Consider the following 26,691-nt stretch of genomic DNA (forward strand, 5'->3'; position numbering starts at 1 on the left):
GTAATAGTTCGCGTACTTCTCTCATACCTATCGGATTGTTGGCCATTATCCCTTCCTTTAAAAGTTAATGGCTCTAAGATGGGAAAAGTGTCCGTTTTGCCCCGGAACAGCTGTCCGCTTTGAAACGGAATCACTGTCCGCTTTGCCGCGGAACGGGTGTCCGTTTTATTCCGGAATCACTGTCCGCTTTCCAGCGGAATGGGTGTCCGTTTTCACCGGATTGTGCAGTGTGCTCCATAAATATTAATATTTAAGCCACCGGCCTTAAAACGGACCGATGGCAGTTAGTACTATTCTTTTGTTTTTTTATTTGACAGCAGTCTTTGGTAATCCTGGATATCGCTTTTATTGGGGATGATCCTGGCATTGTTGGGAGCCTCTCCACTGAGCGGGTTTAAGCGTACCACTTTCTCCTGTGGTGTTTCCTGCTGTGATGGCAGATCCAGGATGCTTCTGAAGTCCGTAGCCCGGGAGATGCTATGCTCCATGCAATAGTCCAGTGCCCTTTCTACTTGTTGGGGCTCCTTTTCCTTAATAGCATTTCTAATGATAAGCAATTGGTCCCGGATGTACCGGGGCTTATCCAACCGGATCATTTGAAGCCACTGTAAAGCTTTTTCCCGATCATGGAAGAGCGCTGCCACCTGCTCCAGCATTTGCTTTATAGCCTCCGATTTATCTCGCTTATGATTGTTATTAAGGACTTTATTTCCTTTGCCCGCCGGAATCTGGTGACGGCATATCTCCTTATCATCTTTCGGATCGGCAATGATCAAAAGAGTATCTTTAATGTGCACGCCCACTTGTGTGGATTTACCTTTAAAGGTGCCCAGGGGAAGGGAATAAAAATTTCCTTTATAGGAGATGGTATTATCCTTTCTCACTGCATAGGTCACTGGTGTGGGCCTTATCGTCTGGGGAACATAAGGATTTAGAAAAGCTTGTTCTATGGTCTTTTCCAGAAAGGGTTCTTTTTTAGTGATTCCGTGGGGCATCATATTGGCCGTTCTGCCCAGCCATCCAAGAACTTCATCGTTCAGGGTCTCTATGTTATGATAGGTCCTATTGTAAAGAAAATTCTGCTTTACATACTTTACTACATTCTCGACCTTGCCCTTGCTCTGGGGATCTGCTTTACGACAAAAGTGAAGTGTAAAGGACTGGTTCCTGGTGTAGCTACGGAAGCCATCGGTGAGTATAATATCCCCACCGTTCTCACTTACTATGAATACTTTGTCCTGATCATAAACAATTTCATCGGGAACTCCCCCTATATATTCAAAAGCCTTTTCATGGGCCGTGATGGCCAGTTCCGAGGTGAAATACCTGTCGGTAAACCATACATATTTAAACCGGGAACGTGAAAGGATCATGGTGAAAAAAAATACCTTCACCCGATAACCGGTACTACTGCGCATATTGTATTCCCCAAAATCCACCTGTGCCTGTTTCCCGTAAGGCAGCTCTTCGACCATCCCGTACTGCCGGTGTAGCTCAATGTGGGGCAGGTTATGTTTGGTCCTGACCCATTGCATAAAGTTGAATACCGTCTTCGGTGATACCTTGGGAAAGTCTGCATCATATTCTTTTAGCCAATCATGCATCTGCGCTGCAGGGGTATCCCGGTAAATCTCTAATTTAGATCTGACAAAATCTTCATAGGGAGAAAGGAGTTTCTTTTTCTGGGAGCCTGTAATGAGGAATTCCTCATACTCCTGCTCGCCCATCGAAAGATACTTCTTCACCGTCCTCCAATTAAGGGCTAAATGATTGCTGATCTGGGTGACCGAATGTCCCTCGAGGGACATTCGGTGAATCTCGTAATAAGTCATAAATTTGTTTAAATAATAGTTCATATTTTACTGGTTGTGATTAGCCAGTAATTTAGCTCATCGGGGCATGCCCCGATGAGCTTTAACTATGTACTATTGTTGCCAAATTCTATGTATTCTTATTTACCAAATTCTATGTATTTGTAATTACCGTTTACACCAGAGTACGAACTTCGTGTTATGGTCTTCTTTTAGGGATTTTTTGAACCAATGTTGATGGTCTCTACACAACGGAGCGTTATAATTCGATATACTATACTCTTCTACATCAAATTCTAAAGGAACATTACAAAAGGAACAGGTCATGGTGTTTGGTTAGGTCTGCTACTAACAACGGAAAAATCTTACACCTATTATATTTTCTAATGACAAGTATTTTTTTGGATTAAAACAGTGAACCTTGCTCATTGAGGTCAGGGTAATCAACCTTTGAAACAGCCAATTCATTGTTGGTATCCACTCCCCTTTTGTACAAATCCCTAGATATAGGGTAAGCCTCTATTTCTTTTGAGGTAAAACCTGTCTTCATCAAGTCCTTAACAGCTAATTCCGATAGGTCTTCTAACCAGTCATCCTCATAGTTTTCATCCAATACTATAGGCATTCTTTTCTTTTGGTTGTGGATGTACTCAAATTGTTCATTAGCCGCGGTGGTCAATATAGTACATGTATACAAATCTTCATCCTCATCAATTGAAGAATACAGACCTGCAAAACAAAAGATTGAATCATCTGGATAGTGACAGAAAAAGGGATAAGACACTTTGTTTTGATGATGAGGCTCATGGAAGCCATCTGCAATAATTAAACACCTCTGGTCATATATTGAATGCTTAAAGGTATTTGACTTAAATACAGTCTCTGATTTGGCATTTAAAGTATTATACTTTTTGTAAAAACCATCTATATCATTCATCCCGAAAGGTGGCACAAGCCCCCACCTTGCAGGTACAATTACATCAGGTTCTTCTTGTCTTATGATATAAAGGTTCGGATGGGCAAAACCATTTGCTCTAAAGTATGGCTGATATACCTCTGGAAGCTTTAAACGTTGCCTTATACGTCCTTCTATTCGATTGTCATGTTTGTCCTTGCGAAGACTGGTTGAGTAGCACATACCTGTTGATTTTACGAGTACTACAAAATAGTGAATTTACTGAAGATAAAATTAAGAAGAAAAGAGCAGGATTCTTGTGTAAATTTTGCGCAAATACCTTATAAACACCTGTATATCAACGTAAAAACAAAGCACCCCATGCGCGTACGCTACCAGACTGCGCCACATCCCGAAATCAGCAAAATGCTGATAAAATTCAAAAAAACAATACCCAAATTACAATTCCGCCTACCGCTAAGCAGTCTGGGCAACATACGGAGTCTATCCTGAGCGTAGCCATAGGGCCACATTCCGAAAACGGACTGCAAAAATATAAATTTTGGTGACATTTCAACCCTAAAATTACTTTTTTACAAAAACTACATAAAGGATACTCGGATTTGTCAATTCAATGTTCTAAATAATAGTTTCTGTTCTTACAAAAATTCTCTTTATCTTACATAAAACGGACTAATAAATGTGCTGTTTATCTATTATATCAAATTATGCAAAAACAACTCTTATTCCCATATTTTTTTATTTTACTGCTCAGTACATCCTGTGCCCAAAAATCCGATACGGGCATACATCTTCCAACGACCAATGATTTTACACCTAAACTTGTGGTAGGTGGAGTCCAAAACCCTTGGGGCATGGTATTTTTGCCCAACAATAGTATCTTGGCATCAGAGAAATCCGGAAAGCTACTTCTCCACAAATCCGGAAAAACCATTGAAGTGGACAATGCTCCTGAAGTATACAACCGTGGACAAGGTGGTTTAATGGATATTGAACTGCATCCCGATTACGACAATAATGGTTGGATTTATTTTTCCTACGCTTCTACCGAAGGCAATGAAAAAGGTGGCAATACGGCCATTATACGCGCCAAGTTATCCAACAACAAGCTCGTAAACATTGAAAAATTGTATAAAGCATCGCCAAACTCCACACGCGGACAACATTTTGGATCTAGAATTGAGTTTGACAATGATGGCTACCTGTTCTTCTCGATTGGTGAAAGAGGGAACAGGGATGTAAATCCACAGGATATTACACGCGATGGCGGTAAAATTTATCGTTTGCACGATGATGGCCGTATTCCTGAAGACAATCCATTTGTGGATAAAAGTGGGGCGAAAAAAGCAATCTACAGCTATGGGCATAGAAACCCTCAAGGCTTGTCCCTTCATCCTAAAACCGGAGTGCTTTGGGAACACGAGCACGGCCCAAGGGGCGGGGATGAAATCAATGTCATACAAAAAGGTAAAAACTATGGGTGGCCCGTAATCACCTACGGCATCAATTATAGTGGCACCGAAATTACCGATGAAACCTCAAGGCCTGGCATGGAACAGCCATTATACCAGTGGACACCATCCATTGCACCATCTGGTATGACGTTTGTTACTTCTGGGAAATACCCCAAATGGAAAGACAATTTATTGGTCGGCTCCCTGGCTTTTCAATATTTGGAGCGGTTGGAACTAAAAGAAAACAAAGTTGTATACCGCGAAAAATTACTGGATGGCATGGGCCGTGTTCGTAATGTCCGCCAAGCACCAGATGGTTTCATTTATGTAGCTATTGAAGGTAAAGGGATTTACAGATTGGAGCCAAAATAATCTGGGCTTACTTATTTCAAGGCATCAATGGCCAACTTGACCGAACCATATTTTTTGAGCGCTTTTTCGGCTTCCTCATAACTCAGGTCCAGTTCTTCCATAATATAACGCGTTCCCCTATCCACTAATTTGGTGTTGCTCAATTGCATGTTCACCATTTTGTTGCCTTTCACCCTACCTACGCGAATCATCAAAGCCGTGGAAATCATGTTCAGGACCATTTTTTGACTGGTTCCACTTTTCATTCGGGTACTCCCTGTTAAAAATTCCGGGCCAACGTTCACTTCAATCGGTATATCGGTTGATTGAGCCAGAGGAGACCCTGGATTATTGGTAATCCCCACTGTTAGAATACCATTGGACTTTGCATCTTCAATCCCTCCCAAAACGTAAGGAGTGGTGCCCGAAGCGGCAATGCCCACCAAAACATCATTATCATTAATATTATGTTCCTGAAGGTCTTTCCAAGCTTGCTTCGCGTCATCTTCAGCATTCTCGACCGCCTTGCGAATGGCCTGGTCTCCCCCTGCAATCAATCCAATTACCCGATTATGTGGCATCCCAAACGTAGGTGGAATTTCCGAAGCATCCAATATGCCCAATCTACCACTGGTTCCGGCCCCTATATAAAAAAGTCTACCCCCTTTTTCAAAACGTTTGGCCGTTTCATCGACTACTTTGACCACCTGGGGCAATACCTGCTTGACAGCTTCTGCCACTTTCTTGTCCTCATTGTTGATATTGGCTACAATCTCCAACGTATCCATTTCATCCAACCCATCATAGTTGGATGGCTCCTCGGTAATCTTTATGTGTTTTTTCACCACTACTTTATAGTATTTGTATGTTCAAATTTTTGAATGCGTCCAGTTTTGAATCCCAAGGTTCCAATTCCGTTATCATGGTATTGATTACGTTCAAATCACACGTTTTAAAGCGATGTTGGGAATTCAACTTCTCCGAAATACATAAAAGTACGGCTTTCTTGGAAGCATTGATTACGGCTTTTTTCGTCTGCACCACATCCCAATCAAACTCGGTCAATCCAAATTCCGTGTCAACATAGCCCGTACCTATAAAGCTATAATCCACTTTAATCTGTGACAGTGCATTGATTGTACTGGATCCCATTGCTATTTGCGACCCTTTTGAGAGTGTACCCCCAATAAATATGGTTTCCACATTAGGTTTGCGCAGCAACTCCTTGGCTACAGGCAGACTCAAGGTGAAACAAGTAAGTTTTAGGTTTACGGGCAACAATTTGGCCAACTCAAGGCAGGTTGTCCCCCCATCAATCAAAATGACACTATTGTTTTTAAGAAGGCCCAACGCCTTTTTTGCGATAGTTATTTTCTTGTCTTGGGCATAAACATTGCCCTGATGGGGACTGTGATTGGCAAACCCCAGAGAAACAGCACCTCCATGCACTTTGACCAAGAGGTTTTCATCATCAAGCTCTTTGACATCCCTTCTTACGGTATCTACGGAAACATTGAGCTTGTCCGCCAAATCTGTCAGCAATACCCTATTATGCAACTCCACCTCATTAAGTATGGAATGCTGTCTTTCTTCTTTAAGCATGTAATATCCTTTTCATATGAATTCAAAAGTAGAAAACAATTACAGAAAATATCTTTTATGAGAACAGAATGTTCACCTTGTCTAAAACTTGCAAACAATTGCAAATATAATGCAGTTTTTTGCCATTTAATGCTTTTTTGATTATATTTGCAGCATCAAAAGGTCAAAATCAATAAAACCATGCAAGAATTAGCCGATAACTTATTAAAAAAAGAACCTCTGGACACCGAATCCATGAAGTTCGAAAAAATCAACACCCATATTTATCAGGACGCCCAAAGCGCATCGTGGTACGTTGCCAACGAAATAGCAAGTCTGATAAAACAAAGACAAGACGAAGGCAAAAAGGCGGTTCTTGGATTGGCAACAGGTTCTACGCCTACCAAGGTATACGACTATTTGGTTCAGTTCTATAAAGAGGGGCGACTAAGCTTCAAAAATGTTGTCACGTTCAATTTGGATGAATACTTCCCAATGGATCCAGATTCCATCCATAGTTATGTCCGCTTTATGAACGAACATTTGTTTGACCATATTGATATTGAACCTCATAACGTCCATATTCCAGATGGGAGTTTGCCCAAGGATGCAATAAGAAAGTATTGCTTGGATTATGAAGAGAAAATAAAAAATGTCGGAGGTATAGACATACAGATTCTAGGAATCGGTAGAACCGGGCATATCGGGTTCAACGAACCTGGCTCGTCACTGAACAGTAAAACCCGTTTGGTTCGTTTGGACCGTGTTACACGCCTTGATGCCGCAAGTGATTTCTTCGGCGAGGAAAATGTACCGAGAAGAGCGGTTACAATGGGGGTCGGCACCATTATGGATGCCAAAAGAATCATAATCATGGCATGGGGCGAAGGAAAAGCGCCCATTGTCCAACAAGCGGTTGAGGGCGAAATAAAGGAATCCGTCCCAGCAACTTTCCTACAGCATCATAAAAACTGTGATTTTGTTCTTGACGGAGCGGCATCCTCCTATTTGTCAAGAATAAAAACACCTTGGTTGGTTACCGAATGCGATTGGGACGACAAACTCATCAAAACCGCATCAATTTGGCTTTCAGAAAAACTGGGCAAGGCCATATTAAAGTTGACCAACGAAGATTATAATGAATATGGTATGGGTAGCCTAATTGCCGATGTGGGTTCCGCAGAGCAAATCAACCTTTCAGTATTCAATCAATTACAACGCACAATTACCGGATGGCCCGGAGGCAAGCCCAATGCCGATGACAGTCAAAGACCGGAAAGAGCACAACCCCACCCAAAAACATCTTTGATTTTTAGTCCCCACCCCGATGATGACGTAATTTCGATGGGAGGCACTTTGCTGCGTTTGGTGGACCAAGGACATAATGTCCACGTAGCGTATCAAACCTCGGGCAATATTGCGGTTTTTGATGATGAAGTGATACGTTTCCTCGATTTTGCCACCGACGTGCAAAAAGACAACAAGGAACTTAAAAAGAAATTCAAACAGGTCCGTGAGTTTTTGGCCAACAAAAAACCGGGAGAATTGGATAGTCCCGAAGTACAGGATTATAAAGGGTTAATTAGAAAAGGGGAAGCCTTGGCCGCGTGCCGCTATTGTGGCGTGAAGGAAGAAAATGCGCATTTTCAGAACCTGCCATTTTACGAAACGGGTGCCGTGAGAAAGAAACCCCTTTCTGACGAAGATGTTCAAATAACCTATGATTTGCTGAACAAGCTAAAACCACATCAAATTTTTGCCGCAGGAGACCTTTCCGACCCACATGGAACACACAGGGTTTGTCTGGATGTAATCTTTAAAGCCATTCAGCGGTTGGTCGACGAAGGCTCGGACTGGATAAGAAACTGCTACGTTTGGTTGTATAGGGGAGCTTGGCAGGAATGGGACATTGCGGATATGGAAATGGCAGTCCCAATTGGGCCAAAAGATATGGATAGAAAAATCAATGCCATATTTAAACACCAGTCCCAAAAGGATAGTGCCATGTTTCCAGGGAACGACGAAAGGGAATTCTGGCAACGTGCAGAACAAAGAAACAAGGATACCGCAAATAGATATAATGCACTTGGAATGGCAGAGTACGAAGCCATGGAAGGTTTTGTACGATACCATTTCTAAAAAAAACAACATTTCATTTTAAGTTGTTAGTTGTTTAATTAATCCTGAAAAGGCCTACATTTAGTGCATAAGTAGGCCTTTTTCTTTTATGCATCATCGTTAAAACAACATAAAAACCAGACCGTTCACTAAAGTTATACTACCAAATTAGCCTGAACTTCCCGATATTCCAACAAATAAAAGCCAATACTATAAATTAAAACCACCACCAATGAATGTAGCTCCGAAAGATAAAAACGCATGGCTGTGGATTCCCTTTTTATATTTCACCCAAGGGATTCCCTACATTTTGGTGGTAACGGTTTCCGTGATCATGTACAAGCGTTTGGGCATTGGCAATGCGGAAATAGGCTTGTACACAAGTTGGCTATACCTCCCTTGGGTCATCAAACCCTTGTGGAGTCCCATTGTTGACCTGAATGGCACGAAAAGAAAATGGTTTTTGGGCATGCAATTGGCGGTTTCCCTGGCATTTTTGGGGATTGGTCTCTTTTTACCCTCAAATTCGTTCCTTATCATAACGCTAGCGTTCTTTTGGATGGCCGCCTTCGCCTCTGCCACCAACGATATTGCCTCGGATGGGTATTATATGATTGGCCTCACCCAGAAAAAACAATCCTTCTTTATTGGCCTTCGCAGTACATTCTACCGTTTGGCCATGGTTACGGGACAGGGACTTTTAGTGATTTTTGCAGGTTTTTTGGAAAATCAATACGGGGACAATACCAAAGCATGGTCCGTAACCATGATCAGTGCAGCTATTTTAATGCTTGCTTTAACGGTATCCAACTTTTTTACGGCCCCCAAGTTTGAAGGATCAACAACCGAACCCAAGGATAAACCAGCAGGATTCTTCGAGGTATTTACCACTTTTTTCAAAAAACATCAAATTGGAGTAGCCTTATTGTTCATATTAACGTACCGTCTGGGCGAATCACAATTGGTGAAAATGGCATCCCCTTTTTTACTGGATGAGTTACAAGTTGGCGGATTGGCCTACTCTACCGAAGCCGTGGGCACCATTTATGGTACTGTGGGCGTAATTATGTTGTCGCTCGGAGGAATTCTGGGTGGTATCTTGATTTCCCGGGACGGACTTAAAAAGTGGATGCTGCCCATGTTGCTTGCACTCAACCTGCCCAATGCGCTTTATGCGATATTGGCCATAACTCAAACTACCAGCATTTATGCTGTGGCCGGTACCGTAGTGCTTGAACAATTTGGCTACGGTTTCGGTTTTGCCGCTTTTATGATGTACCTTATTTATGTGGCCGAAGGAGCCTCCAAAACATCGCACTACGCCATTGCCACCGGGTTTATGGCCTTGGGCATGATGCTGCCCGGAATGCTGAGCGGATACATTCAAGAATGGTTGGGCTACGACGGCTTCTTTATCTGGGTGGTAATTGCAGCCTTGCCTGCTTTTCTGGTGCTTCGCTTTTTAAAATACCCCGCAGATTACGGTAAAAAAACAGTAGAATCCAATGACTAAAACCCAACAAGCCTACACACTTCCAAAAAACACACTGACTTTAAAACAAAAAGTGGGGCAATTGTTTATGCCCGCTGTTTTTATCAACGATACCGAAGATGGGGTACGAAAAATGGAGAAGCTCATCAAGGAACATCATATCGGTTCTATCTGTTTTTTCCACAGCAGGGCCAGTGCGGCCACCAATTTTGAAGGAAAGAAAAAGGTGGCTCATAACGCAAAAAGCTACGACCGTTTGTTGGAGCTTATTGCACGGTATCAAAAAGCTGCCAGCGTACCTTTGCTTGTTGCCATTGATGCCGAGTGGGGACTTGCGATGCGTATTGAAAACACACCACAATACCCTTATGCCATTACTTTGGGAGCTTTAACCAGTAATAATGACCTAATTCATAAAGTAGGCGAAGCTATTGGAAACGATTGCAGACGAGCGGGAATACAATGGAATTTGTCCCCCGTTTTGGATATCAACAACAATCCTGAAAATCCCGTAATCGGTTATCGTTCCTTTGGGGATGATAGAAAAGATGTGTCCCACAAAGCAGAAGCATTCCTAAAAGGAATGGCCAAGAGTGGAACCCTAAATTCCATCAAGCATTTTCCAGGGCATGGTGATACGGCAACAGATTCACATTTGGATCTACCTGTAATCGACAAATCCTTGGAGGAACTTATGGAAAATGAGCTTTATCCCTTCAAAAAAGGAATTGAATCCGGGGTGGACTCTGTGATGGTAGGTCATTTGCTCCTACCTCAGTTGGATGTTGAAAATCCATCTACTACTTCTTCCAAAATCATATCGGATCTGCTCAGAAAACAGTTGGGTTTTGATGGTGTTGTAATTTCTGATGCTTTGAACATGCATGCAGTGTCCAAAAAATTTCCTCAAAAAGGGGCCTTGGAAAAAGCTGCTTTTAATGCAGGTATGGACGTGCTTTGTTTTAGTGAAAATGTGGCTGAGGGTATTGATGGGATATTGGCAAGTGCTTCAGAAGAACAAATCCAAGAAAGTTTTGAAAGAGTCTGGAACTTAAAACACAAAGTGTTTTCTGTAAAAACGCAATCCAGTGATTCCGGTCTTGATGTAAACTTCAAATTAAACCGTAAAATTGCAGAACAGAGCATAACGGAATTGTATGGTAATGCATCAACCGTAGAAGAAATAAAATCCTCAAACTTCTTGAATGTTTCCGTGAATTCCGGCAAGGAAAATAGCTTTTCGGAACAAATTTCATACAATTTTGGATCAAAAGTGGTTGATTTGGATACGGCCCTGAATTCCAAAGAACAGAATGTATTGTTGAGCATTTTCCCTCCAGCTGTAAAACCCAAAAACCAATTTGGTTTTGATGAAAGTACGTTGACCACTATCCATAAATTGGTGGAGAAGAAAAATACCTTGATCTATCTTTTTGGAAATCCGTACGTCCTGGATATTTTAAAATTGAAGCCATCATCCAATACCGTATTGGTGTATCAGGATTTTCCGGAGTTTCAAGAAGTTGCTTTTGAGCACTTTTCCGATAAAATTGAAGCTAAAGGGAGACTCCCCATCCAACTAAAAACCTTTCAACCATGAATGTTTATAAAGTCTTGGGATTGATGTCCGGCACCTCTCTCGATGGATTGGACATTGCCTATTGCCATATTTGGAAAGAAGATGGAAAATGGAGCTTTTCCATAAAAGAAACTGCTGAAATCGATTATTCCGATGAAATGAGGGAGTACCTCAAAAAAGCGATTCATCTTTCCAAAGAAGAACACGAGCAACTGCACAAGGATTATGGTATTTGGCTGGGACAACAATCCAAGTTGTTTATGGATGAATTGGGCGAAGAGGTCGATTTTATTGCCAGTCATGGGCACACTTCGCACCACCGACCAGAAGATGGAGTTACGTTTCAATTGGGCGATGGACAGTTATTGGCTAATACATCTGGTAAACAAGTTGTCTGCGATTTCAGAACCAAGGATGTGTCCCTAAAGGGACAAGGTGCTCCCTTGGTGCCCATTGGCGATAAATTGCTGTTCCATGAATACGATTTTTGTTTGAACCTGGGCGGCATCAGCAATATTTCTTTTGATAAAGATGGCGAACGCATTGCCTACGACATTGGATTGGCCAACATGCCCCTGAATTACATTACCCATAAAATGGGACTGGCCTATGATGAAAATGGAAAACTGGCCCGTTCCGGTAAATTGGACCACTCCCTGCTACAAAAACTGAACAACCTTAAATATTATGACCTGCCCTACCCCAAATCCACAGGGTATGAGTGGTTCGTTTCCGAAATTGTACCATTGATCGAGGCTTCCGAGATTTCCAACGAGGATTTATTGCATACATTCATCCATCATAATTGCGAACAGATTGCATTTGCTGCCCTCAAGCACAAGAGCAATGGCAAATCCAACAGTAAACTGTTGGCTACGGGAGGAGGTGCGCTCAATCAATTCTTTATGGATACGCTCCAAATTAAACTGGGTGCCGGTATTGAGGTTGTAGTTCCCAACAAAACCTTGATTGCCTATAAAGAAGCCTTGGCTTTTGCGTTAATGGGCGTACTCCGCTTGGAAGGAAAAACCAACGTGCTGAAATCAGTTACAGGTGCCACTTCCGATTCGTGCAGTGGCGAGGTATTTTTTCCCAAAGAAAGCTAAGTCGTTGCCAAACGTTTTCTTTTGGGTTTGTTCACCAAAAGAAAAATAGTCAAAGCACACAGTCCACAAATGGCCAAACCTGCAAAAAGGGGCCAAACGGAATCTTTTACAAATTCTCCGATAAAGGTTGCAATGGGAATGGATAGCAATGTCGACACAAACCCATTAATGGCTGCTCCAATTCCGGCAATATGACCGATAGGCTCCATGGCGATGGAACGGAAATTTCCCCACATAAATCCTAAACAGAAAAACTGAACGGATAAAAATCCGACCAAGACATAAATGCTTGGATTAGGGGTGTCGAGAAAAGCAATCGCGTAGGTCAGCGCTACAACGCAAAATACAATGGTTGCCATTAAGGACAACCTTCGCATACCAAAACGCATTACCAAGGTTCCATTCAAAAATGTGGAAAGTCCAATAGAAACTGCAAGGCCTGCAAAAATGTACGGGAATATTTCTTTTAAGGCATATTGATCTTCGAATATATGCTGGGCAGAACTCAAATACACCAAAAATGCTCCCGTTACCAAACCAGATGTCAAGGTAAAGGCAACAGTCTCTTTGTATTTTATAAACTCCTTTACACCATCAATAAAAACGTGCCTCGTAAAGGGGATTTTATATTCTGGGTGCAGGGTCTCTTTTTGTCGTTTCCAAAACCATACGGCAATCACAAGTACAAAAAACATTTGCACATAAAAAATGGCTTGCCAACCCGCAGCGTCCAAAATCAGTTTACCCACTGCGGGGGCCACAACTGGCACCAAAATGAAAAAAGCGGTGACAAAGGACATTATTTTGGCCATATAATCGCCCTCGTATGTATCCCGAATAATGGAGATGGAGATGGTTCGGGGTGCGGACAATCCAATTCCCTGCAAAATCCTTCCTACGACCATTACTTCCAAGGATGGGGCATACAAACAGATGATACTAGCAATCAAAAAGATGGAAAAACCCATATAAACCACTGGCTTACGTCCAAAACTGTCGGATATAGGGCCAAAGAACAATTGCCCCACGCCTAGTCCCAAGAAAATCATGGTGACCAACAATTGATTATCCGTAGGGTCGGTGCTATTAATGGCAGTCCCAATGTTGGAAATTGCAGGCAGTATGGCGTCAATGGCCAAGGCTACAATAGACATCAAAGCGGCCATCATGGCCACAAACTCAAAGTTGGGTTTTTGATTTAACTTTTGCATCTGGCAAAATTAGGCATACCCAACGGACCAGTAAAGCTTTTAAGAAAGGTTTAATGATAAGAAAACATATCCAACGTTGTAGTTTGAGATTATTGATGGTCTAAGGGAATATCTCCTTACAAATCTGTTCAAAAAAAACAGATAACCTTATCTTTAAAGCTAAATTAACTAGGCAATGAAACAATTAAAAACCTTAGTGGTCGGATGCGGCAATATGGGAACTTCACATGCCCGTGCTTACCACCAGTTAGATGGATTTGAAATAGTGGGATTGGTAAGTCGTGGCGCCAAAAGTAGGGAACGCCTTTCCGAAGAATTGGATGGAGCACCTACTTTTTCGGATTATGCCGAAGCATTAAAAACGACCCGACCCGATGTGGTTTCCATTAACACATACCCGGACACGCATTACAATTATGTAAAAATGGCCCTTGAGGCCAATGCCCATGTTTTCGTAGAAAAACCGTTGGCTTTGACCGTGGAAGAAGCACAAACACTGGTTGATCTTTCCCAAAAGCAGGATCGCAAAATGGTTGTGGGCTATATTTTGCGAGTGCACCCTACGTGGGCCAAGTTTACAGAAATGGCACAGACCTTGGGCAAACCCTTGGTGATGCGAATGAACCTGAACCAACAAAGCTCGGGGGAACAATGGTACACCCACAAACAGTTGATGCAATCCATGTCCCCCATTGTGGACTGTGGCGTACATTATGTGGATGTCATGTGTTCCATGACGCGCTCCAAACCCATTAGCGTTTCTGCCATTGGTGCCCATTTGTCTGATGAAGTGGATTCCGATATGTACAATTATGGACAGCTACAGGTACGATTTGAAGATGGTTCCGTAGGCTGGTACGAAGCAGGCTGGGGGCCCATGATGAGCGAAACAGCATTTTTTATCAAGGATGTTATCGGCCCAAAAGGTTGTGTATCTATTAGTGATACGGACAAAGGGGCATCTGAAGATATTGAAGGACATACCAAAACAGGAAGTCTAAAATTACACCATAGTGAGCTCGATGCCAATGGTAATTTTACCAAAAAGGACGAAATCATTAGTACAGCGGATGAACCCGACCATGACGGACTATGTTTATTGGAACAAAAATACCTATTGGACGCCATTGTAAATAACCGCAACCTCACTGACCACTTATATGATGCCGTCAACAGTCTTAAGATTGTGCTGGCTGCGGATGAATCCGTTAAAACTGGGAAGACAGTAATGTTATAAGCTAAATTGTCAGGTCGAGCGCCCGCCTGCTAGACGGGCAGGCAGTCGAGACCCATTTTAAAATACTTTGCTATGTTTGGTGTCAGATCGAGCGCAGTCGAGACCCGCCAAATCATGAACCTATACTTTGTTTACATACTAAAGTGTGCCGACGGACTAACTTATACTGGAATCACGGATAATATAGACCGAAGGTTGTCAGAGCATCAAAACGGAACTGATAAAACAGCTTTCACTTACCGAAGAAGACCTGTTTAGCTTATCTTTCAACAAGAATTCAATGATGTTTTGCAAGCCATCTATTTTGAAAAGAAAATCAAGAAGTGGAGTGCTAAAAAGAAGTTTGCCCTTGCAGCCGGTGATTTAGACCTTTTACAAAGATTGTCAGAGTGAAGAAATGCTACGCACCACAAGTTTAATCCAAACCAAGATTGAGGTCTCGACTGCGCTCGACCTGACATTACAGAACTAGTTCAGATTTAGGTTTTTGTGAAAATTGGTGGAATTCGTGTCAAGCCTTTGACCTTTAACCCTTCACCTTTCCAACCTTACAACGGAATATTTCCATGCTTCTTCCAAGGGGTTTGCACGGCTTTCTTCTCCAACATGGCAAAAGTCTTCAATAATTTGCTTCGGGTATCTTTTGGCAGAATTACCTCATCAATAAATCCACGCTTAGCGGCTCGATAAGGATTGGCAAACTTATCGGCATACTCTGCTTCTTTCTCCTTTAATTTGGCCTCTGGGTCATCGGCGGCGGCAATTTCTCGCCTAAAAATAATCTCACTGGCACCCTTAGCCCCCATCACGGCAATTTCCGCACTCGGCCAAGCAAAGTTAAAATCGGCACCAATATGCTTGGAGTTCATTACATCGTAAGCACCGCCATAGGCTTTACGGGTAATTACGGTAACTCGTGGCACGGTCGATTCACTCAGGGCATAGAGTAATTTTGCCCCGTGCATAATAATGCCGCTCCACTCTTGGTCAGTTCCTGGCAAAAATCCAGGAACATCCACCAACACCAACAATGGAATATTGAAAGAATCACAAAAACGGGTAAAACGGGCTGCCTTTGTGGAGCTGTTCACATCCAAAACCCCTGCCAAAAACATAGGTTGATTGGCAATAATCCCAATACTCCGACCTCCTAATCTAGCAAAACCGGTAATAATGTTTTCCGCATAATCCTTGTGAATTTCATAAAACGAATCGGCATCAATGATTCCGCCTATAACATCATGCATATCGTAGGGCTTGTTGGGATTGTCGGGCACAATACCAGACAATTCATCCCTCGTTTCATCACCAAGTTCATAAGGCAACAATGGCGTAGTTTCCTTATTGTTTTGAGGTAGATAGTCCAACAAGTTTCGAATATCATCCAAGCAAGTAGCATCGTTATTGGAAGTTTTATGGGCTACTCCTGATTTTACCGCGTGGGTACTGGCTCCTCCCAGTTCTTCCGAGGTCACGGTTTCATTGGTAACGGTTTTTACCACGTTTGGACCGGTAACAAACATATAGCTAGTTTCCTCCACCATAATAATGAAATCCGTCATCGCAGGCGAATACACCGCTCCTCCGGCACAAGGGCCCATAATGGCAGAAATCTGTGGAATTACCCCTGATGCTTGCACGTTGCGGTAAAAAATATCGGCATACCCCCCTAATGACCTCACTCCTTCCTGAATTCGGGCACCCCCAGAATCGTTGAGACCGATTACGGGCGCTCCCACTTTCATGGCCAAATCCATCACCTTACATATTTTTTCGGCATGGGTTTCGGAAAGCGCTCCTCCGAAAACGGTGAAATCCTGGGCATATACATATACCAATCTTCCGTTTACGGTTCCATAGCCCGTTACTACCCCATCACCATAGTACATTTCCTTGTCCATACCAAAATCGGTGGTGCGGTGGGTCACCAAAATGCCCATTTCTTCAAAAGAGCCTTCATCCAAAAAGTAAAGTACCCTTTCGCGAGCCGTCAACTTTTTCTTTTGATGTTGTTTTTCGATACGTTTGTCGCCTCCACCCAAATGGGCTTGTGCTATTTTTTCTTGTAGTGCTTTTATTTTGGGGTCCATAGGATTCAATTTGAAGGTAATCGTACTATTTTCTTGTCTTCCAGAAATTGATAAAGGGCTATCATGGCGGCGACCTCTGCTCCGTTGGCCGTTTGCTGCTTGATTTTTTCCGGAGAATAATAATTCTTCACAAAATGGGTGTCAAAATTCCCTGACCGGAACGCTTCATGTGCAAACACAAAACTTCCGAAAGGCAGGGTGGTCTGCACCCCTTTCACTTTATACTTTTGAATGGCATCGAGCATCAACTCTATGGCCTCCTCACGGGTTTTACCGTAGGTAATGAGCTTGGACAGCATGGGGTCGTAGTAAATGGGGATATCCATTCCTTCCTTAAAACCATTGTCCACCCTAATCCCTTCACCAACGGGCAATTGATAGGCTTCGAGATTTCCCACACTGGGCAAGAAATCGTTCAATGGGTCTTCGGCATACACGCGAAGTTCCACCGCATGACCATTGATTTTTAAGTCTTCCTGTTTCATAGGCAGTTCCTCGCCACGAGCTACTTTTATTTGCAATTCCACCAAATCCACCCCCGTGATCAATTCGGTAACGGGGTGTTCCACTTGCAGGCGCGTATTCATCTCCAAAAAGTAGAAATTGAGGTCGGCATCCATCAAAAACTCGACGGTACCTGCTCCAACATAATCACAAGATTTGGCCACTTTGCACGCCGCAATGCCCATTTCTTCCCGCAATTCCGGGGTTAAAATGGCAGAAGGCGCCTCTTCCACCACTTTTTGGTGGCGACGTTGCACACTACATTCCCTTTCAAAAAAATGGAGGACATTACCGTGCGTATCGGCCATGACCTGTACTTCGATGTGCCTTGGTGATTTCACATATTTCTCCACAAAAACGGAACCATCGCCAAAGGCGGAAGTGGCCTCGCTAATGGCTCTTTTCATACCCGATTCAAGGTCTTCCTCCTTTTCCACGATCCGCATTCCTTTACCCCCACCACCGGCAGAGGCTTTTATCAATATCGGGTAACCTACTTCATTCGCAATCCCGTGGGCCTTGGCCACGTCGGAAATCGCTTCGTCAATACCGGGCACCATGGGAATATCATAAGCCTTAACAGCTTCTTTGGCCGCCAATTTGCTGCCCATGATCCGAATGGCCTTGGATTTTGGCCCAATAAAAGTGATGCCGCTTTTTTCCACCGCTTCGGCAAAATCAGCATTTTCACTTAAAAAGCCATAGCCTGGATGAATTCCATCAACATGAAGCTTTTTGGCCACCTCAATAATTTTGTCCCCTCGCAAATACGATTGGTTGGAGGGCGCTTCGCCAATACAAACGGCTTCGTCAGCAAATTGTACGTGGGGGGCATTCCTGTCCGCTTCAGAAAACACGGCAACAGTCTTTATGCCCATCTTTTTTACGGTTTTCATAACCCTTACCGCAATTTCGCCACGATTGGCAATCAATATTTTTTTCATGGTGTTCTATTGAAATTCAATCAACAATTGTTTCTTGTCAACGGCATCACCTTGTGATACTCTTATTTTTTTGATAACGCCGTTTCTCGGAGAGGTAATAATGTTTTCCATTTTCATGGCTTCCAGAATCAATAGTTGCTCTTCTTCTTCAACTTCCTGACCTTCCTCCACCAAAATATCCAAAATCAATCCTGGCATAGGTGCGGATATAGAATCTATGTTTTTACTGCCATTGGTAGCGAAGCCCATTTTTTGGATAAGTTCATCCAAAGGGGTTTGGATTAAGGTTTGGTATTCCCTTCCGTTAACACTTATGGTGTAGGTTCCATTATTAAAATCGGAACCTAAAATTTTTATATGGTACGATCCTCCATCCTTTAAAAGATGAAAGGCATCAGCACCAGTTTTGATCAAATCCAACGAAGAAATGGTGTCCTTGGAAAGTTTAAAGTCAAAGTCATCGCCAACCTTGACCGTATAAGTATCATTCATATATAAAATTTCCATTGGTTAGCTTGATAAATATAAGGGTAATGCATTAAAATCACACAAAGCTAAACGCTTAAACTGGCTAGAATCATGACATTGATCATTCATTTTTTGATTGTGGATCGCCAATTATGTTGTATCGTTATTAAGCGGTAGATATAATCATTTGTTTATTTTTGATGATAAATTTTGAACTATGCTGATTCTAGGGATTGCTGGTGGCACAGGGTGCGGAAAAACAACGGTAGTAAACCAAATTGTGGAGCAATTGCCCGAAAACGAGGTAGGTGTGATTTCGCAGGATTCCTACTACAACGACCTTTCCCATATGAGCCGGGAAGAGAGGGCCAAAATTAATTTTGACCACCCCAATTCCATTGATTTTGACCTATTGATTAAGCATATTGACCAATTAAGGGCAGGTAAGACCGTGGACACTCCTATTTATTCCTTTGTAGAGGAAACCCGAATGAAGGAAACCGTGCCTACGCCACCGCGAAAAGTGATGATTGTGGAAGGGATTTTGGTGTTGAGCAATCCCAAATTAAGGGATATGTTCGACATAAAAATATTTGTTCATGCAGATTCGGACGAGCGTTTGATTCGAAGGTTACAGCGGGACACGCAGGAACGGGGCCACGATTTGAACAAGGTACTCACTCGATACCAGACCGCGGTAAAACCCATGCACCTTCAATTTATTGAACCCTCGAAGGAGTTTGCGGACATCATTATACCAAACAACCGCTACAATACGGTTGCCGTGGATGTTGTAAGGACCATCATCAACAATAATCTTACGTAAGATGGCCCTAAAAGAGTTGAGGAAAAAGAAATGGTTCAAGATTATGACCAACACCTATATTTTGGTCCTGACCATTTTTGTGATTTGGATGGCCTTTTTTGACACCAATTCCCTAATGATTCATTTGGAACTGGAAAACGAAATAGATAAATTGGAAAAGGAGAAGGAGTTTCTGAAAAGTGAAATCGCCAAGGATAAGGAGATTTTGGAAAAGATGTCGGATAAGAAAGAGTTGGAAAAGCTTGCCCGTGAAAAATATTACATGAAAAAGGAGAATGAAGAAATATTCCTGATTGAATATGAAGATAGCCTAAAGAACAAACAAGATGAGTAACACTGGTCTATTTAACGAATTTCCTGAGGTTTCCGCCAAACAGTGGAAACAAAAAATCCAGATGGACCTCAAAGGTGACGATTACAACGAAACCTTGGTTTGGGAATCTTTGGAGGGCATCAATGTCAAACCTTTTTATCATCAAGAAGACATTGCGGACATTCCTTCCTTTTCACTCCCCAAAGACCATGATTGGTCGGTAGGCCAATCAATGTATGTGGGGGATGCCAAAAAAGCCAACACAAAGGCTCAAGAAATACTCGAAAAAGGGGTGGAGAGCATAGTTTTCACTATTCCCAATGAGAAAATTGACTTCGAAACCTTGTTCTCGGGCATCAATCTAGAGACGGTGCTGCTTTACTTCAATTTTGAGTTTTTGGCCCTGGAACCTGTCGAAAAATTAGTTTCACTTCTAAAAGGCAAAAAAGCAAAGGCCCATTTGAACATCGACATCATTGGACATTTGGCCAAAGATGGCAACTGGTACCATAAATTGGAAAAGGACCATAAGCTATTGACTGAATTGGTTTCACTAGGCACTTCGGACATATCAATTACTGGAGTTGACCTGTCCCTCTATCAAAATGCAGGTGCCAACATGGTGCAGCAATTGGCCTACGGTTTGGCTCACGCCAATGAATATCTGAACCAATTTGTTCCTTCGAGCGGAGTCGGGAAGTCACTCCCAATTACCTTTAAAGTTGCCGTTGGCAGCAACTATTTCTTTGAAATGGCCAAGGTTAAAGCGTTGCGATGGCTTTGGAACAGTTTGGCATCCGAATACGACATTCAAGGTAAGTGCAACATTTTGGCCATACCCTCTAAGCGCAACAAAACCTTATACGATTACAACGTGAATATGCTCCGTACTACATCAGAGTCCATGTCGGCGGTTTTGGGCGGAGCGGATACCGTTTGTAATTTGGCCTACGATGCCATTTACCATAAAGACAACGAGTTTGGAGAACGAATTGCACGTAACCAACTGTTACTTTTAAAAGAAGAATCCTATCTGGCCAGAGCTTCACAAATTTCTGAAGGCACCTATTACATTGAATCACTTACCAATCAACTGGCAGAAAAGGCCTTGGTCCTTTTTAAACAGATTGAAAAGGCCGGCGGTTTTTTGGATAGTTTGAAAAAAGGCATGGTGCAGCGTAAAATAAAGGAAAGTGCGGACAAGGAGCAACAGCTTTTTGATAAAGGAAAGATTATTTCTCTTGGCACCAACAAATACCAAAATCCGCAAGACCGCATGAAGGACGAATTGGAACTCTACCCCTTTGTGAAAACCATGGCAAGGAAAACCATTATTGAGCCCATTATTGAAAAAAGATTGGCCGAAGCATCCGAACAAAAAAGATTGAACGATGAGTAGAAAAGACCTTCAACATTTGGAATTAAGTTCAGAGTTCGGAGTTCAGGGTACAGAGTTGGAGAATACCCATAACCCAAAAACCATAACTCATAACTATGGCCATACCAACTTTGCTGCGGGCATATCTCCATTTTTACGGGGGCCCTACTCCACCATGTACGTTAGCAGGCCTTGGACCATACGTCAATACGCAGGGTTTTCAACTGCCGAGGAAAGCAATGCGTTTTACCGAAGAAATTTGGAGGCGGGCCAAAAAGGACTTTCCGTGGCCTTTGACCTCCCCACGCACCGTGGTTACGACTCGGACAACGACCGCGTAGTCGGGGATGTGGGCAAGGCAGGGGTAGCCATAGATTCCGTTGAGGACATGAAAATCTTGTTCAATGGTATTCCTTTGGACAAAATGTCCGTTTCCATGACGATGAACGGGGCGGTAATCCCCATTATGGCCTTTTACATTGTGGCAGGATTGGAGCAAGGTGTGTCCATGGAACAACTTTCCGGAACCATCCAAAACGATATTTTAAAGGAATTTATGGTTCGGAACACCTATATTTATCCTCCTACCCCTTCCATGCAGATCGTGGCGGATATTTTTGAGTTTACCAGTAAACATATGCCGCGGTTCAACAGCATCAGTATCTCTGGTTACCACATGCACGAGGCAGGGGCACCTGCATCCATGGAGTTAGCCTATACTTTGGCCGATGGAATCGAATACATCCGAACAGGAATTAAAGCAGGCCTTAAAATTGATGAGTTCGCTCCAAGACTTTCCTTTTTCTGGGGTATTGGGATGAATCACTTCGCTGAAATTGCAAAAATGAGAGCCGGACGCATGCTATGGGCCAAGTTGGTACAACAATTCAACCCTTCAAATCCAAAATCGTTGATGCTCCGTACCCATAGCCAAACCAGTGGATGGAGCTTAACGGAGCAAGATCCTTTCAACAATGTGGCCAGAACCACCATTGAGGCCATGGCGGCAGTTTTTGGCGGTACCCAGAGCTTACATACAAATGCATTGGACGAAGCGATTGCGCTACCTACGGATTTTTCAGCGAGAATCGCACGAAATACGCAAATCTATCTCCAACAGGAAACACACATCACAAAAACGGTAGACCCGTGGGCAGGAAGCCATAAAGTGGAACAATTGACCCACGAAATTGCCGAAATTGCCTGGGAATTGATTGAAGAGGTTGAAAAATTGGGCGGGATGACGAAGGCCATTGAAAAAGGCATCCCCAAAATGCGCATTGAAGAGGCCGCAGCCAAAAAGCAGGCCCGTATTGATAGTGGACAGGACATTATTGTTGGTGTGAACAAATACAGATTGGACAACGAGGACGACCTTCAAATTTTGGAAGTGGACAATGCCAAGGTACGCAAGCAACAAATGGTCCGCTTGGACCAAATACGAAGCAGCAGGGATTCCAAAGCCGTGGAAAAATCGCTCGAAGAAATACGTATCGCTTCCAAAAAGGCCATGGAAAATAACTCCGCCCGTGGAAATTTGTTAGCTTTAGCCATAGAAGCGGCCAAACAGCGTGCTACCCTTGGTGAGATCAGCGACGCCATGGAAAGTGCCTTTGGACGATATAGAGCAAAAATTCAATCTTTTACCGGAGTGTATTCCAAAGAAATCAAAAACGACGAAAGTTTTGAAAAGGCCCGTAAATTGGCCGATACCTTTGCCGAACAGGAAGGACGAAGACCACGTATTATGGTGGCCAAAATGGGGCAAGATGGTCACGACCGTGGCGCCAAAGTGGTTGCCACCGGGTATGCCGACCTTGGTTTTGATGTGGATATCGGCCCCTTGTTCCAAACCCCTGCTGAGGTCGCCAAGCAAGCTGTGGAAAACGACGTTCATGTGTTGGGCATTTCTTCACTTGCCGGAGGACACAAAACCCTGGTTCCCGAAGTGGTTCAAGAACTAAAAAAGTATGGTCGGGAAGATATTATGGTCATTGTTGGGGGCGTAATTCCAAAGCAAGATTATGACCATCTGCTAAAAAATGGTGCCATAGCGGTTTTTGGACCAGGCACAAAAATTGCGGATGCTGCCACGGAAATACTTAACATTTTGTTAGATTGACAATCATAACACACTATAGGGCAAAACTTTAACTTTCTTTAACGCAGAATGCAAGGGTTATTCACCCTCTGTTAACAAATTACATTTTATCGCATCCTAAATAATCGTATTTTTAGCACCTAACTTACTATGAAATGGGCAAGATTATTGCAATTGCAAACCAAAAGGGCGGTGTAGGTAAAACTACCACTACGGTAAACCTTGCAGCCTCCTTAGGTGTATTGGAAAAAAAGGTATTACTGATCGATGCCGACCCCCAAGCCAATGCAACATCAGGTTTAGGTGTTGATGTTGACTCTATCGAAAAAGGTACATATCAACTTTTGGAACATACCATGAGTGTGGATGAAGTAACCATTACAACAGATTCCCCAAATGTGGATTTGGTACCCGCACACATCGACCTTGTTGCCATCGAGATTGAATTGGTGGACAAGGACAATAGGGAGTACATGATGAAAGAAGCCCTCAAAAATTTGGGCGACAGGTATGATTTTGTACTGATAGATTGCGCTCCATCTTTGGGATTGTTGACCTTGAACGCACTTACCGCTGCCGATTCCGTGATGATACCAATACAATGTGAGTATTTTGCCTTGGAGGGCCTTGGCAAACTTTTGAACACCGTAAAGAGTGTTCAAAAAATACACAACAACGATTTGGATATCGAGGGAATGCTCTTGACGATGTACGATTCCAGATTACGCCTTTCCAACCAAGTTGTGGAAGAAGTGAAAAAACACTTCGCGGATATGGTCTTTGACACCATCATCCAAAGAAACGTCAGGTTAAGTGAAGCCCCAAGTTACGGGGAAAGTATCATAAAATATGATGCGAGCAGCAAAGGTGCTTCCAATTATCTTAACTTGGCCAACGAAATTTTGAAGAAAAACAAGGAGAAAGTTTAAATGGCGAAAGCAACAAAAAAACAGGCACTGGGAAGAGGCCTGTCCGCTCTTTTAAATGATCCGGAAAACGATATTAAATCAGTTTCGGATAAAAATGCGGATAAGGTAATAGGCAATGTAGTGGAACTGGATATCAATTCCATTGAGGTAAACCCATTTCAGCCACGTTCCAATTTTAACGACGAAAACCTTGAAGAATTGGCCAGTTCCATTCGTGAATTGGGCATCATACAACCGATAACGGTTAGGAAGCTGGATTTCAATAAATTCCAATTGGTTTCCGGTGAACGTAGGTTCCGGGCATCGAAATTGGTCGGATTGGAGACCATTCCGGCCTATATCCGAATTGCCAATGATCAAGAGTCCTTGGAGATGGCCTTGGTGGAGAACATCCAAAGGCAAGATCTCGACCCCATCGAAATTGCACTTTCGTACCAAAGACTTATCGACGAGATACAAATCACCCAAGAAAAATTGAGCGATCGTGTTGGAAAAAAACGTTCCACCATCACCAATTACCTTCGTTTGTTGAAATTGGACCCGATTATCCAAACCGGAATGCGGGATGGATTCATCAGTATGGGGCACGGTAGGGCACTCATCAACATCGATAAGAAAAAAGAACAGATAGCCATTTACGAAAAAGTAGTTTCCGAGGGTTTGTCCGTAAGAGCTACCGAACAATTGGTAAAAGACCACAAAGAGCCTAAAAGTTCAGGTTCTGAAAAGAAAAAGAGTACATCAAATGTGCCTGAATTTGTTTCCAACAGTTTGGATTCCATCAAAGAACGACTAGCTACTAAAGTGGACATTACCACATCAAAAAACGGAAAAGGAAAAATTGTGATACCCTTTCATTCGGAAGAAGATTTTAAGCGTATCAAAAAATTGTTGACAGGTGAATAAAAACCTCCTTTTATTGTTCTTTGCTTTTTTGTTGTCTCACACAGGGTTTTCTCAGGAAGAAAAGGAAAAAGAAAGCAAAAAACAGCCCCAACAAACCAAAGAGGTGGATTCTCTTTCACAAAATATGAAAGGGGAAGGCGTTACTTTTGAAGAGGTTACTAAAAAGGAGAACATCAACCCCCTTGCACCCAGTAAGGCTGCTTTTTATTCGGCAATTCTCCCAGGCCTTGGACAAATTTACAACAAACGCTATTGGAAGGCTCCCATAGTTTGGGGTGCCATTGGAACAGGCATCTATGTTTATTCCTATAACAACACTGAATATCGTAGGGCAAGAAACGCTTTCAAGCGCCGACTTGCAGGTTTTGAAGACGACGAATTCTGGGATTTGAACAGCGATGGAAGCGGACCGGATCTAACTTCGGAAGCGCTCCAGGAAGCACAGGAAAACACACAAAGGGACAGGGATTTGGCCTTGGTTATAACCATTGCGCTCTATGCCTTGAACATTATAGATGCCAATGTGGACTCGCACTTAAAGCAATATAATGTAAGTGATGATCTGGCAGTAGACTTCAACCCTTATTTAGATATAAACCCCTTTACCAATCGGCCAAACTACGGTATGGCCATGGTGATAAAATTTTAATGTATGAAGATTGGTCTGTTTGGATATGGCAAAATGGGAAAGATGATAGAGCAGATTGCTCAGGACAGAGGCCATTCCATTGTAGCAAAAATTGATGACCCTTCACAAGATGTAGAATATGCCTCTATGGATGTTGCCATTGATTTTAGTACACCCGAGGCTGCTTTTGGTAATATCACCAACTGTTTTAAAAACAAGGTTCCCGTAATCAGCGGTACAACGGGATGGTTGGATAAATTTTCCGAAGCCATCAAAATTTGTGAAGAACATAAAAGTGCTTTTATCTACGCCTCCAACTTTAGTTTGGGGGTCAATATTTTTTTTGAACTCAATAAACATCTTGCCAAAATGATGGATGGATCGGGGCAATACAAGGTTTCCATGGAAGAAATCCATCACACCCAAAAATTGGATGCGCCCAGTGGAACTGCCATTACCCTTGCCGAGGGAATAATTGAACACACCCCCTACGAAAACTGGAAATTGGAACAATCGGGAGATAAAATCATCCCTATAAAATCCATCAGGGAAGGTATGGTTCCTGGAACGCACAGTATTTCTTATAAAAGTTCGGTGGACACTATTGAGATAAAACACGAAGCACACAACAGGGAAGGTTTTGCTCTGGGAGCAGTTATTGCATCGGAATGGATACACGGAAAAACAGGTGTTTTTTCCATGAAAGATGTGTTAAACCTAAGCTAAAAAACGTAACAAGAATTTAGAC

23 protein-coding genes are annotated in these 26,691 nt (G+C 42.7%); 15 read left to right on the plus strand and 8 right to left on the minus strand.

The window, feature by feature from the left end; all coding sequences use genetic code 11:
- Positions 1 to 290: 290 nt before the first annotated feature.
- Both istA and AC13CC_RS09455 read right to left on the minus strand, forming a co-directional pair.
- Positions 291 to 1,856, minus strand: a complete 1,566-nt coding sequence (gene istA / locus AC13CC_RS09450) for an IS21 family transposase (RefSeq protein WP_482877515.1) — start codon at positions 1,854 to 1,856, stop codon at positions 291 to 293.
- Between the two features lie 361 nt (positions 1,857 to 2,217).
- Entirely contained in the window at positions 2,218 to 2,949 is a 732-nt protein-coding gene (locus AC13CC_RS09455; RefSeq protein WP_482877516.1) for an SOS response-associated peptidase, read from the minus strand.
- Between the two features lie 485 nt (positions 2,950 to 3,434).
- On the opposite strand from AC13CC_RS09455, the gene AC13CC_RS09460 reads away from it, so the two are divergent.
- A complete protein-coding gene (locus AC13CC_RS09460) occupies positions 3,435 to 4,553 on the plus strand; it encodes a PQQ-dependent sugar dehydrogenase (RefSeq protein WP_482877517.1) in 1,119 nt (372 codons plus the stop codon).
- An 11-nt stretch (positions 4,554 to 4,564) separates the two neighbouring features.
- Here the strand turns inward: AC13CC_RS09460 and murQ are convergent, their stop codons facing one another.
- Together murQ and AC13CC_RS09470 are read right to left on the minus strand one after the other, a co-directional pair.
- A complete protein-coding gene (murQ, locus tag AC13CC_RS09465) occupies positions 4,565 to 5,377 on the minus strand; it encodes an N-acetylmuramic acid 6-phosphate etherase (RefSeq protein ID WP_482877519.1) in 813 nt (270 codons plus the stop codon).
- A 7-nt stretch (positions 5,378 to 5,384) separates the two neighbouring features.
- On the minus strand, positions 5,385 to 6,134 hold the full coding sequence (locus tag AC13CC_RS09470) for a DeoR/GlpR family DNA-binding transcription regulator (RefSeq protein WP_482877520.1): 750 nt from the start codon (positions 6,132 to 6,134) through the stop codon (positions 5,385 to 5,387).
- Positions 6,135 to 6,314: 180 nt separating this feature from the next.
- Between AC13CC_RS09470 and nagB the strand changes: the two genes are divergently transcribed.
- From nagB to AC13CC_RS09490, 4 genes are all read left to right on the plus strand, one after another.
- On the plus strand, positions 6,315 to 8,252 hold the full coding sequence (nagB, locus tag AC13CC_RS09475) for a glucosamine-6-phosphate deaminase (RefSeq protein ID WP_482877521.1): 1,938 nt from the start codon (positions 6,315 to 6,317) through the stop codon (positions 8,250 to 8,252).
- A 211-nt stretch (positions 8,253 to 8,463) separates the two neighbouring features.
- Positions 8,464 to 9,744 carry an MFS transporter gene (locus AC13CC_RS09480; protein ID WP_482877522.1) on the plus strand — a complete coding sequence of 427 codons (1,281 nt, stop codon included), beginning with the start codon at positions 8,464 to 8,466 and terminating at the stop codon, positions 9,742 to 9,744.
- Positions 9,737 to 11,323: a glycoside hydrolase family 3 protein gene (locus tag AC13CC_RS09485; RefSeq protein ID WP_482877523.1), complete on the plus strand. Its 1,587-nt coding sequence runs from the start codon at positions 9,737 to 9,739 to the stop codon at positions 11,321 to 11,323. Before AC13CC_RS09480 ends, AC13CC_RS09485 begins: the two co-directional genes overlap by 8 nt.
- Complete coding sequence (locus AC13CC_RS09490) at positions 11,320 to 12,408, plus strand: anhydro-N-acetylmuramic acid kinase (RefSeq protein WP_482877524.1); 1,089 nt, start codon at positions 11,320 to 11,322, stop codon at positions 12,406 to 12,408. Before AC13CC_RS09485 ends, AC13CC_RS09490 begins: the two co-directional genes overlap by 4 nt.
- On the opposite strand, the gene AC13CC_RS09495 is transcribed toward AC13CC_RS09490, so the two are convergent.
- Complete coding sequence (locus AC13CC_RS09495; protein ID WP_482877525.1) at positions 12,405 to 13,619, minus strand: multidrug effflux MFS transporter; 1,215 nt, start codon at positions 13,617 to 13,619, stop codon at positions 12,405 to 12,407. The genes AC13CC_RS09490 and AC13CC_RS09495 overlap by 4 nt on opposite strands.
- A gap of 175 nt (positions 13,620 to 13,794) precedes the next feature.
- On the opposite strand from AC13CC_RS09495, the gene AC13CC_RS09500 reads away from it, so the two are divergent.
- A complete protein-coding gene (locus tag AC13CC_RS09500) occupies positions 13,795 to 14,856 on the plus strand; it encodes a Gfo/Idh/MocA family protein (RefSeq protein WP_482877526.1) in 1,062 nt (353 codons plus the stop codon).
- A gap of 114 nt (positions 14,857 to 14,970) precedes the next feature.
- The gene (locus tag AC13CC_RS09505) at positions 14,971 to 15,114 is read left to right on the plus strand and encodes a GIY-YIG nuclease family protein (protein ID WP_482878265.1); all 144 of its coding nucleotides are present in this window, start codon (positions 14,971 to 14,973) and stop codon (positions 15,112 to 15,114) included.
- Between the two features lie 290 nt (positions 15,115 to 15,404).
- Here AC13CC_RS09505 and AC13CC_RS09510 read toward each other — a convergent pair whose 3' ends face one another.
- The 3 genes from AC13CC_RS09510 to AC13CC_RS09520 are packed head-to-tail and all read right to left on the minus strand — an operon-like array spanning position 15,405 to position 18,886.
- Entirely contained in the window at positions 15,405 to 16,946 is a 1,542-nt protein-coding gene (locus AC13CC_RS09510) for an acyl-CoA carboxylase subunit beta (RefSeq protein ID WP_482877527.1), read from the minus strand.
- Between the two features lie 5 nt (positions 16,947 to 16,951).
- Entirely contained in the window at positions 16,952 to 18,394 is a 1,443-nt protein-coding gene (gene accC, locus AC13CC_RS09515) for an acetyl-CoA carboxylase biotin carboxylase subunit (RefSeq protein ID WP_482877528.1), read from the minus strand.
- Between the two features lie 6 nt (positions 18,395 to 18,400).
- Complete coding sequence (locus tag AC13CC_RS09520; RefSeq protein WP_482877529.1) at positions 18,401 to 18,886, minus strand: biotin/lipoyl-containing protein; 486 nt, start codon at positions 18,884 to 18,886, stop codon at positions 18,401 to 18,403.
- A 193-nt stretch (positions 18,887 to 19,079) separates the two neighbouring features.
- Between AC13CC_RS09520 and udk the strand changes: the two genes are divergently transcribed.
- The 8 genes from udk (at position 19,080) to dapB (ending at position 26,669) form a co-directional block, all read left to right on the plus strand.
- Positions 19,080 to 19,688 (plus strand): uridine kinase, encoded by a 609-nt coding sequence (gene udk, locus AC13CC_RS09525; protein WP_326278446.1) that lies wholly within the window; start codon positions 19,080 to 19,082, stop codon positions 19,686 to 19,688.
- A 1-nt stretch (position 19,689) separates the two neighbouring features.
- On the plus strand, positions 19,690 to 20,022 hold the full coding sequence (locus AC13CC_RS09530; protein WP_326278445.1) for an FtsB family cell division protein: 333 nt from the start codon (positions 19,690 to 19,692) through the stop codon (positions 20,020 to 20,022).
- Positions 20,015 to 21,400 carry a methylmalonyl-CoA mutase subunit beta gene (locus tag AC13CC_RS09535; protein WP_326278444.1) on the plus strand — a complete coding sequence of 462 codons (1,386 nt, stop codon included), beginning with the start codon at positions 20,015 to 20,017 and terminating at the stop codon, positions 21,398 to 21,400. Before AC13CC_RS09530 ends, AC13CC_RS09535 begins: the two co-directional genes overlap by 8 nt.
- The gene (gene scpA / locus AC13CC_RS09540) at positions 21,393 to 23,501 is read left to right on the plus strand and encodes a methylmalonyl-CoA mutase (RefSeq protein WP_482877530.1); all 2,109 of its coding nucleotides are present in this window, start codon (positions 21,393 to 21,395) and stop codon (positions 23,499 to 23,501) included. Before AC13CC_RS09535 ends, scpA begins: the two co-directional genes overlap by 8 nt.
- A gap of 134 nt (positions 23,502 to 23,635) precedes the next feature.
- Entirely contained in the window at positions 23,636 to 24,409 is a 774-nt protein-coding gene (locus tag AC13CC_RS09545; RefSeq protein ID WP_482877532.1) for a ParA family protein, read from the plus strand.
- The gene (locus AC13CC_RS09550; protein WP_482877533.1) at positions 24,410 to 25,315 is read left to right on the plus strand and encodes a ParB/RepB/Spo0J family partition protein; all 906 of its coding nucleotides are present in this window, start codon (positions 24,410 to 24,412) and stop codon (positions 25,313 to 25,315) included. It begins immediately after the preceding gene.
- On the plus strand, positions 25,308 to 25,964 hold the full coding sequence (locus AC13CC_RS09555; RefSeq protein ID WP_482877534.1) for a DUF5683 domain-containing protein: 657 nt from the start codon (positions 25,308 to 25,310) through the stop codon (positions 25,962 to 25,964). The genes AC13CC_RS09550 and AC13CC_RS09555 overlap by 8 nt, the downstream gene beginning before the upstream one ends.
- A 3-nt stretch (positions 25,965 to 25,967) precedes the next feature.
- Positions 25,968 to 26,669 carry a 4-hydroxy-tetrahydrodipicolinate reductase gene (gene dapB / locus AC13CC_RS09560; protein ID WP_326278435.1) on the plus strand — a complete coding sequence of 234 codons (702 nt, stop codon included), beginning with the start codon at positions 25,968 to 25,970 and terminating at the stop codon, positions 26,667 to 26,669.
- The last annotated feature ends 22 nt before the right edge of the window (positions 26,670 to 26,691 follow it).

This window comes from Flagellimonas sp. L-11 (genome assembly GCF_056857735.1).

Excerpts from the sequence above, each read along its gene's own strand:
- istA (WP_482877515.1), bottom strand. The coding sequence starts at position 1,856 with ATGAACTATTATTTAAACAAATTTATGACTTATTACGAGATTCACCGA.
- AC13CC_RS09455 (WP_482877516.1), bottom strand. The coding sequence starts at position 2,949 with ATGTGCTACTCAACCAGTCTTCGCAAGGACAAACATGACAATCGAATA.
- AC13CC_RS09460 (WP_482877517.1), top strand. The coding sequence starts at position 3,435 with ATGCAAAAACAACTCTTATTCCCATATTTTTTTATTTTACTGCTCAGT.
- AC13CC_RS09470 (WP_482877520.1), bottom strand. The coding sequence starts at position 6,134 with ATGCTTAAAGAAGAAAGACAGCATTCCATACTTAATGAGGTGGAGTTG.
- nagB (WP_482877521.1), top strand. The coding sequence starts at position 6,315 with ATGCAAGAATTAGCCGATAACTTATTAAAAAAAGAACCTCTGGACACC.
- AC13CC_RS09480 (WP_482877522.1), top strand. The coding sequence starts at position 8,464 with ATGAATGTAGCTCCGAAAGATAAAAACGCATGGCTGTGGATTCCCTTT.
- AC13CC_RS09485 (WP_482877523.1), top strand. The coding sequence starts at position 9,737 with ATGACTAAAACCCAACAAGCCTACACACTTCCAAAAAACACACTGACT.
- AC13CC_RS09490 (WP_482877524.1), top strand. The coding sequence starts at position 11,320 with ATGAATGTTTATAAAGTCTTGGGATTGATGTCCGGCACCTCTCTCGAT.
- AC13CC_RS09495 (WP_482877525.1), bottom strand. The coding sequence starts at position 13,619 with ATGCAAAAGTTAAATCAAAAACCCAACTTTGAGTTTGTGGCCATGATG.
- AC13CC_RS09500 (WP_482877526.1), top strand. The coding sequence starts at position 13,795 with ATGAAACAATTAAAAACCTTAGTGGTCGGATGCGGCAATATGGGAACT.
- AC13CC_RS09505 (WP_482878265.1), top strand. The coding sequence starts at position 14,971 with ATGAACCTATACTTTGTTTACATACTAAAGTGTGCCGACGGACTAACT.
- AC13CC_RS09510 (WP_482877527.1), bottom strand. The coding sequence starts at position 16,946 with ATGGACCCCAAAATAAAAGCACTACAAGAAAAAATAGCACAAGCCCAT.
- accC (WP_482877528.1), bottom strand. The coding sequence starts at position 18,394 with ATGAAAAAAATATTGATTGCCAATCGTGGCGAAATTGCGGTAAGGGTT.
- AC13CC_RS09520 (WP_482877529.1), bottom strand. The coding sequence starts at position 18,886 with ATGAATGATACTTATACGGTCAAGGTTGGCGATGACTTTGACTTTAAA.
- udk (WP_326278446.1), top strand. The coding sequence starts at position 19,080 with ATGCTGATTCTAGGGATTGCTGGTGGCACAGGGTGCGGAAAAACAACG.
- AC13CC_RS09530 (WP_326278445.1), top strand. The coding sequence starts at position 19,690 with ATGGCCCTAAAAGAGTTGAGGAAAAAGAAATGGTTCAAGATTATGACC.
- AC13CC_RS09535 (WP_326278444.1), top strand. The coding sequence starts at position 20,015 with ATGAGTAACACTGGTCTATTTAACGAATTTCCTGAGGTTTCCGCCAAA.
- scpA (WP_482877530.1), top strand. The coding sequence starts at position 21,393 with ATGAGTAGAAAAGACCTTCAACATTTGGAATTAAGTTCAGAGTTCGGA.
- AC13CC_RS09545 (WP_482877532.1), top strand. The coding sequence starts at position 23,636 with ATGGGCAAGATTATTGCAATTGCAAACCAAAAGGGCGGTGTAGGTAAA.
- AC13CC_RS09550 (WP_482877533.1), top strand. The coding sequence starts at position 24,410 with ATGGCGAAAGCAACAAAAAAACAGGCACTGGGAAGAGGCCTGTCCGCT.
- dapB (WP_326278435.1), top strand. The coding sequence starts at position 25,968 with ATGAAGATTGGTCTGTTTGGATATGGCAAAATGGGAAAGATGATAGAG.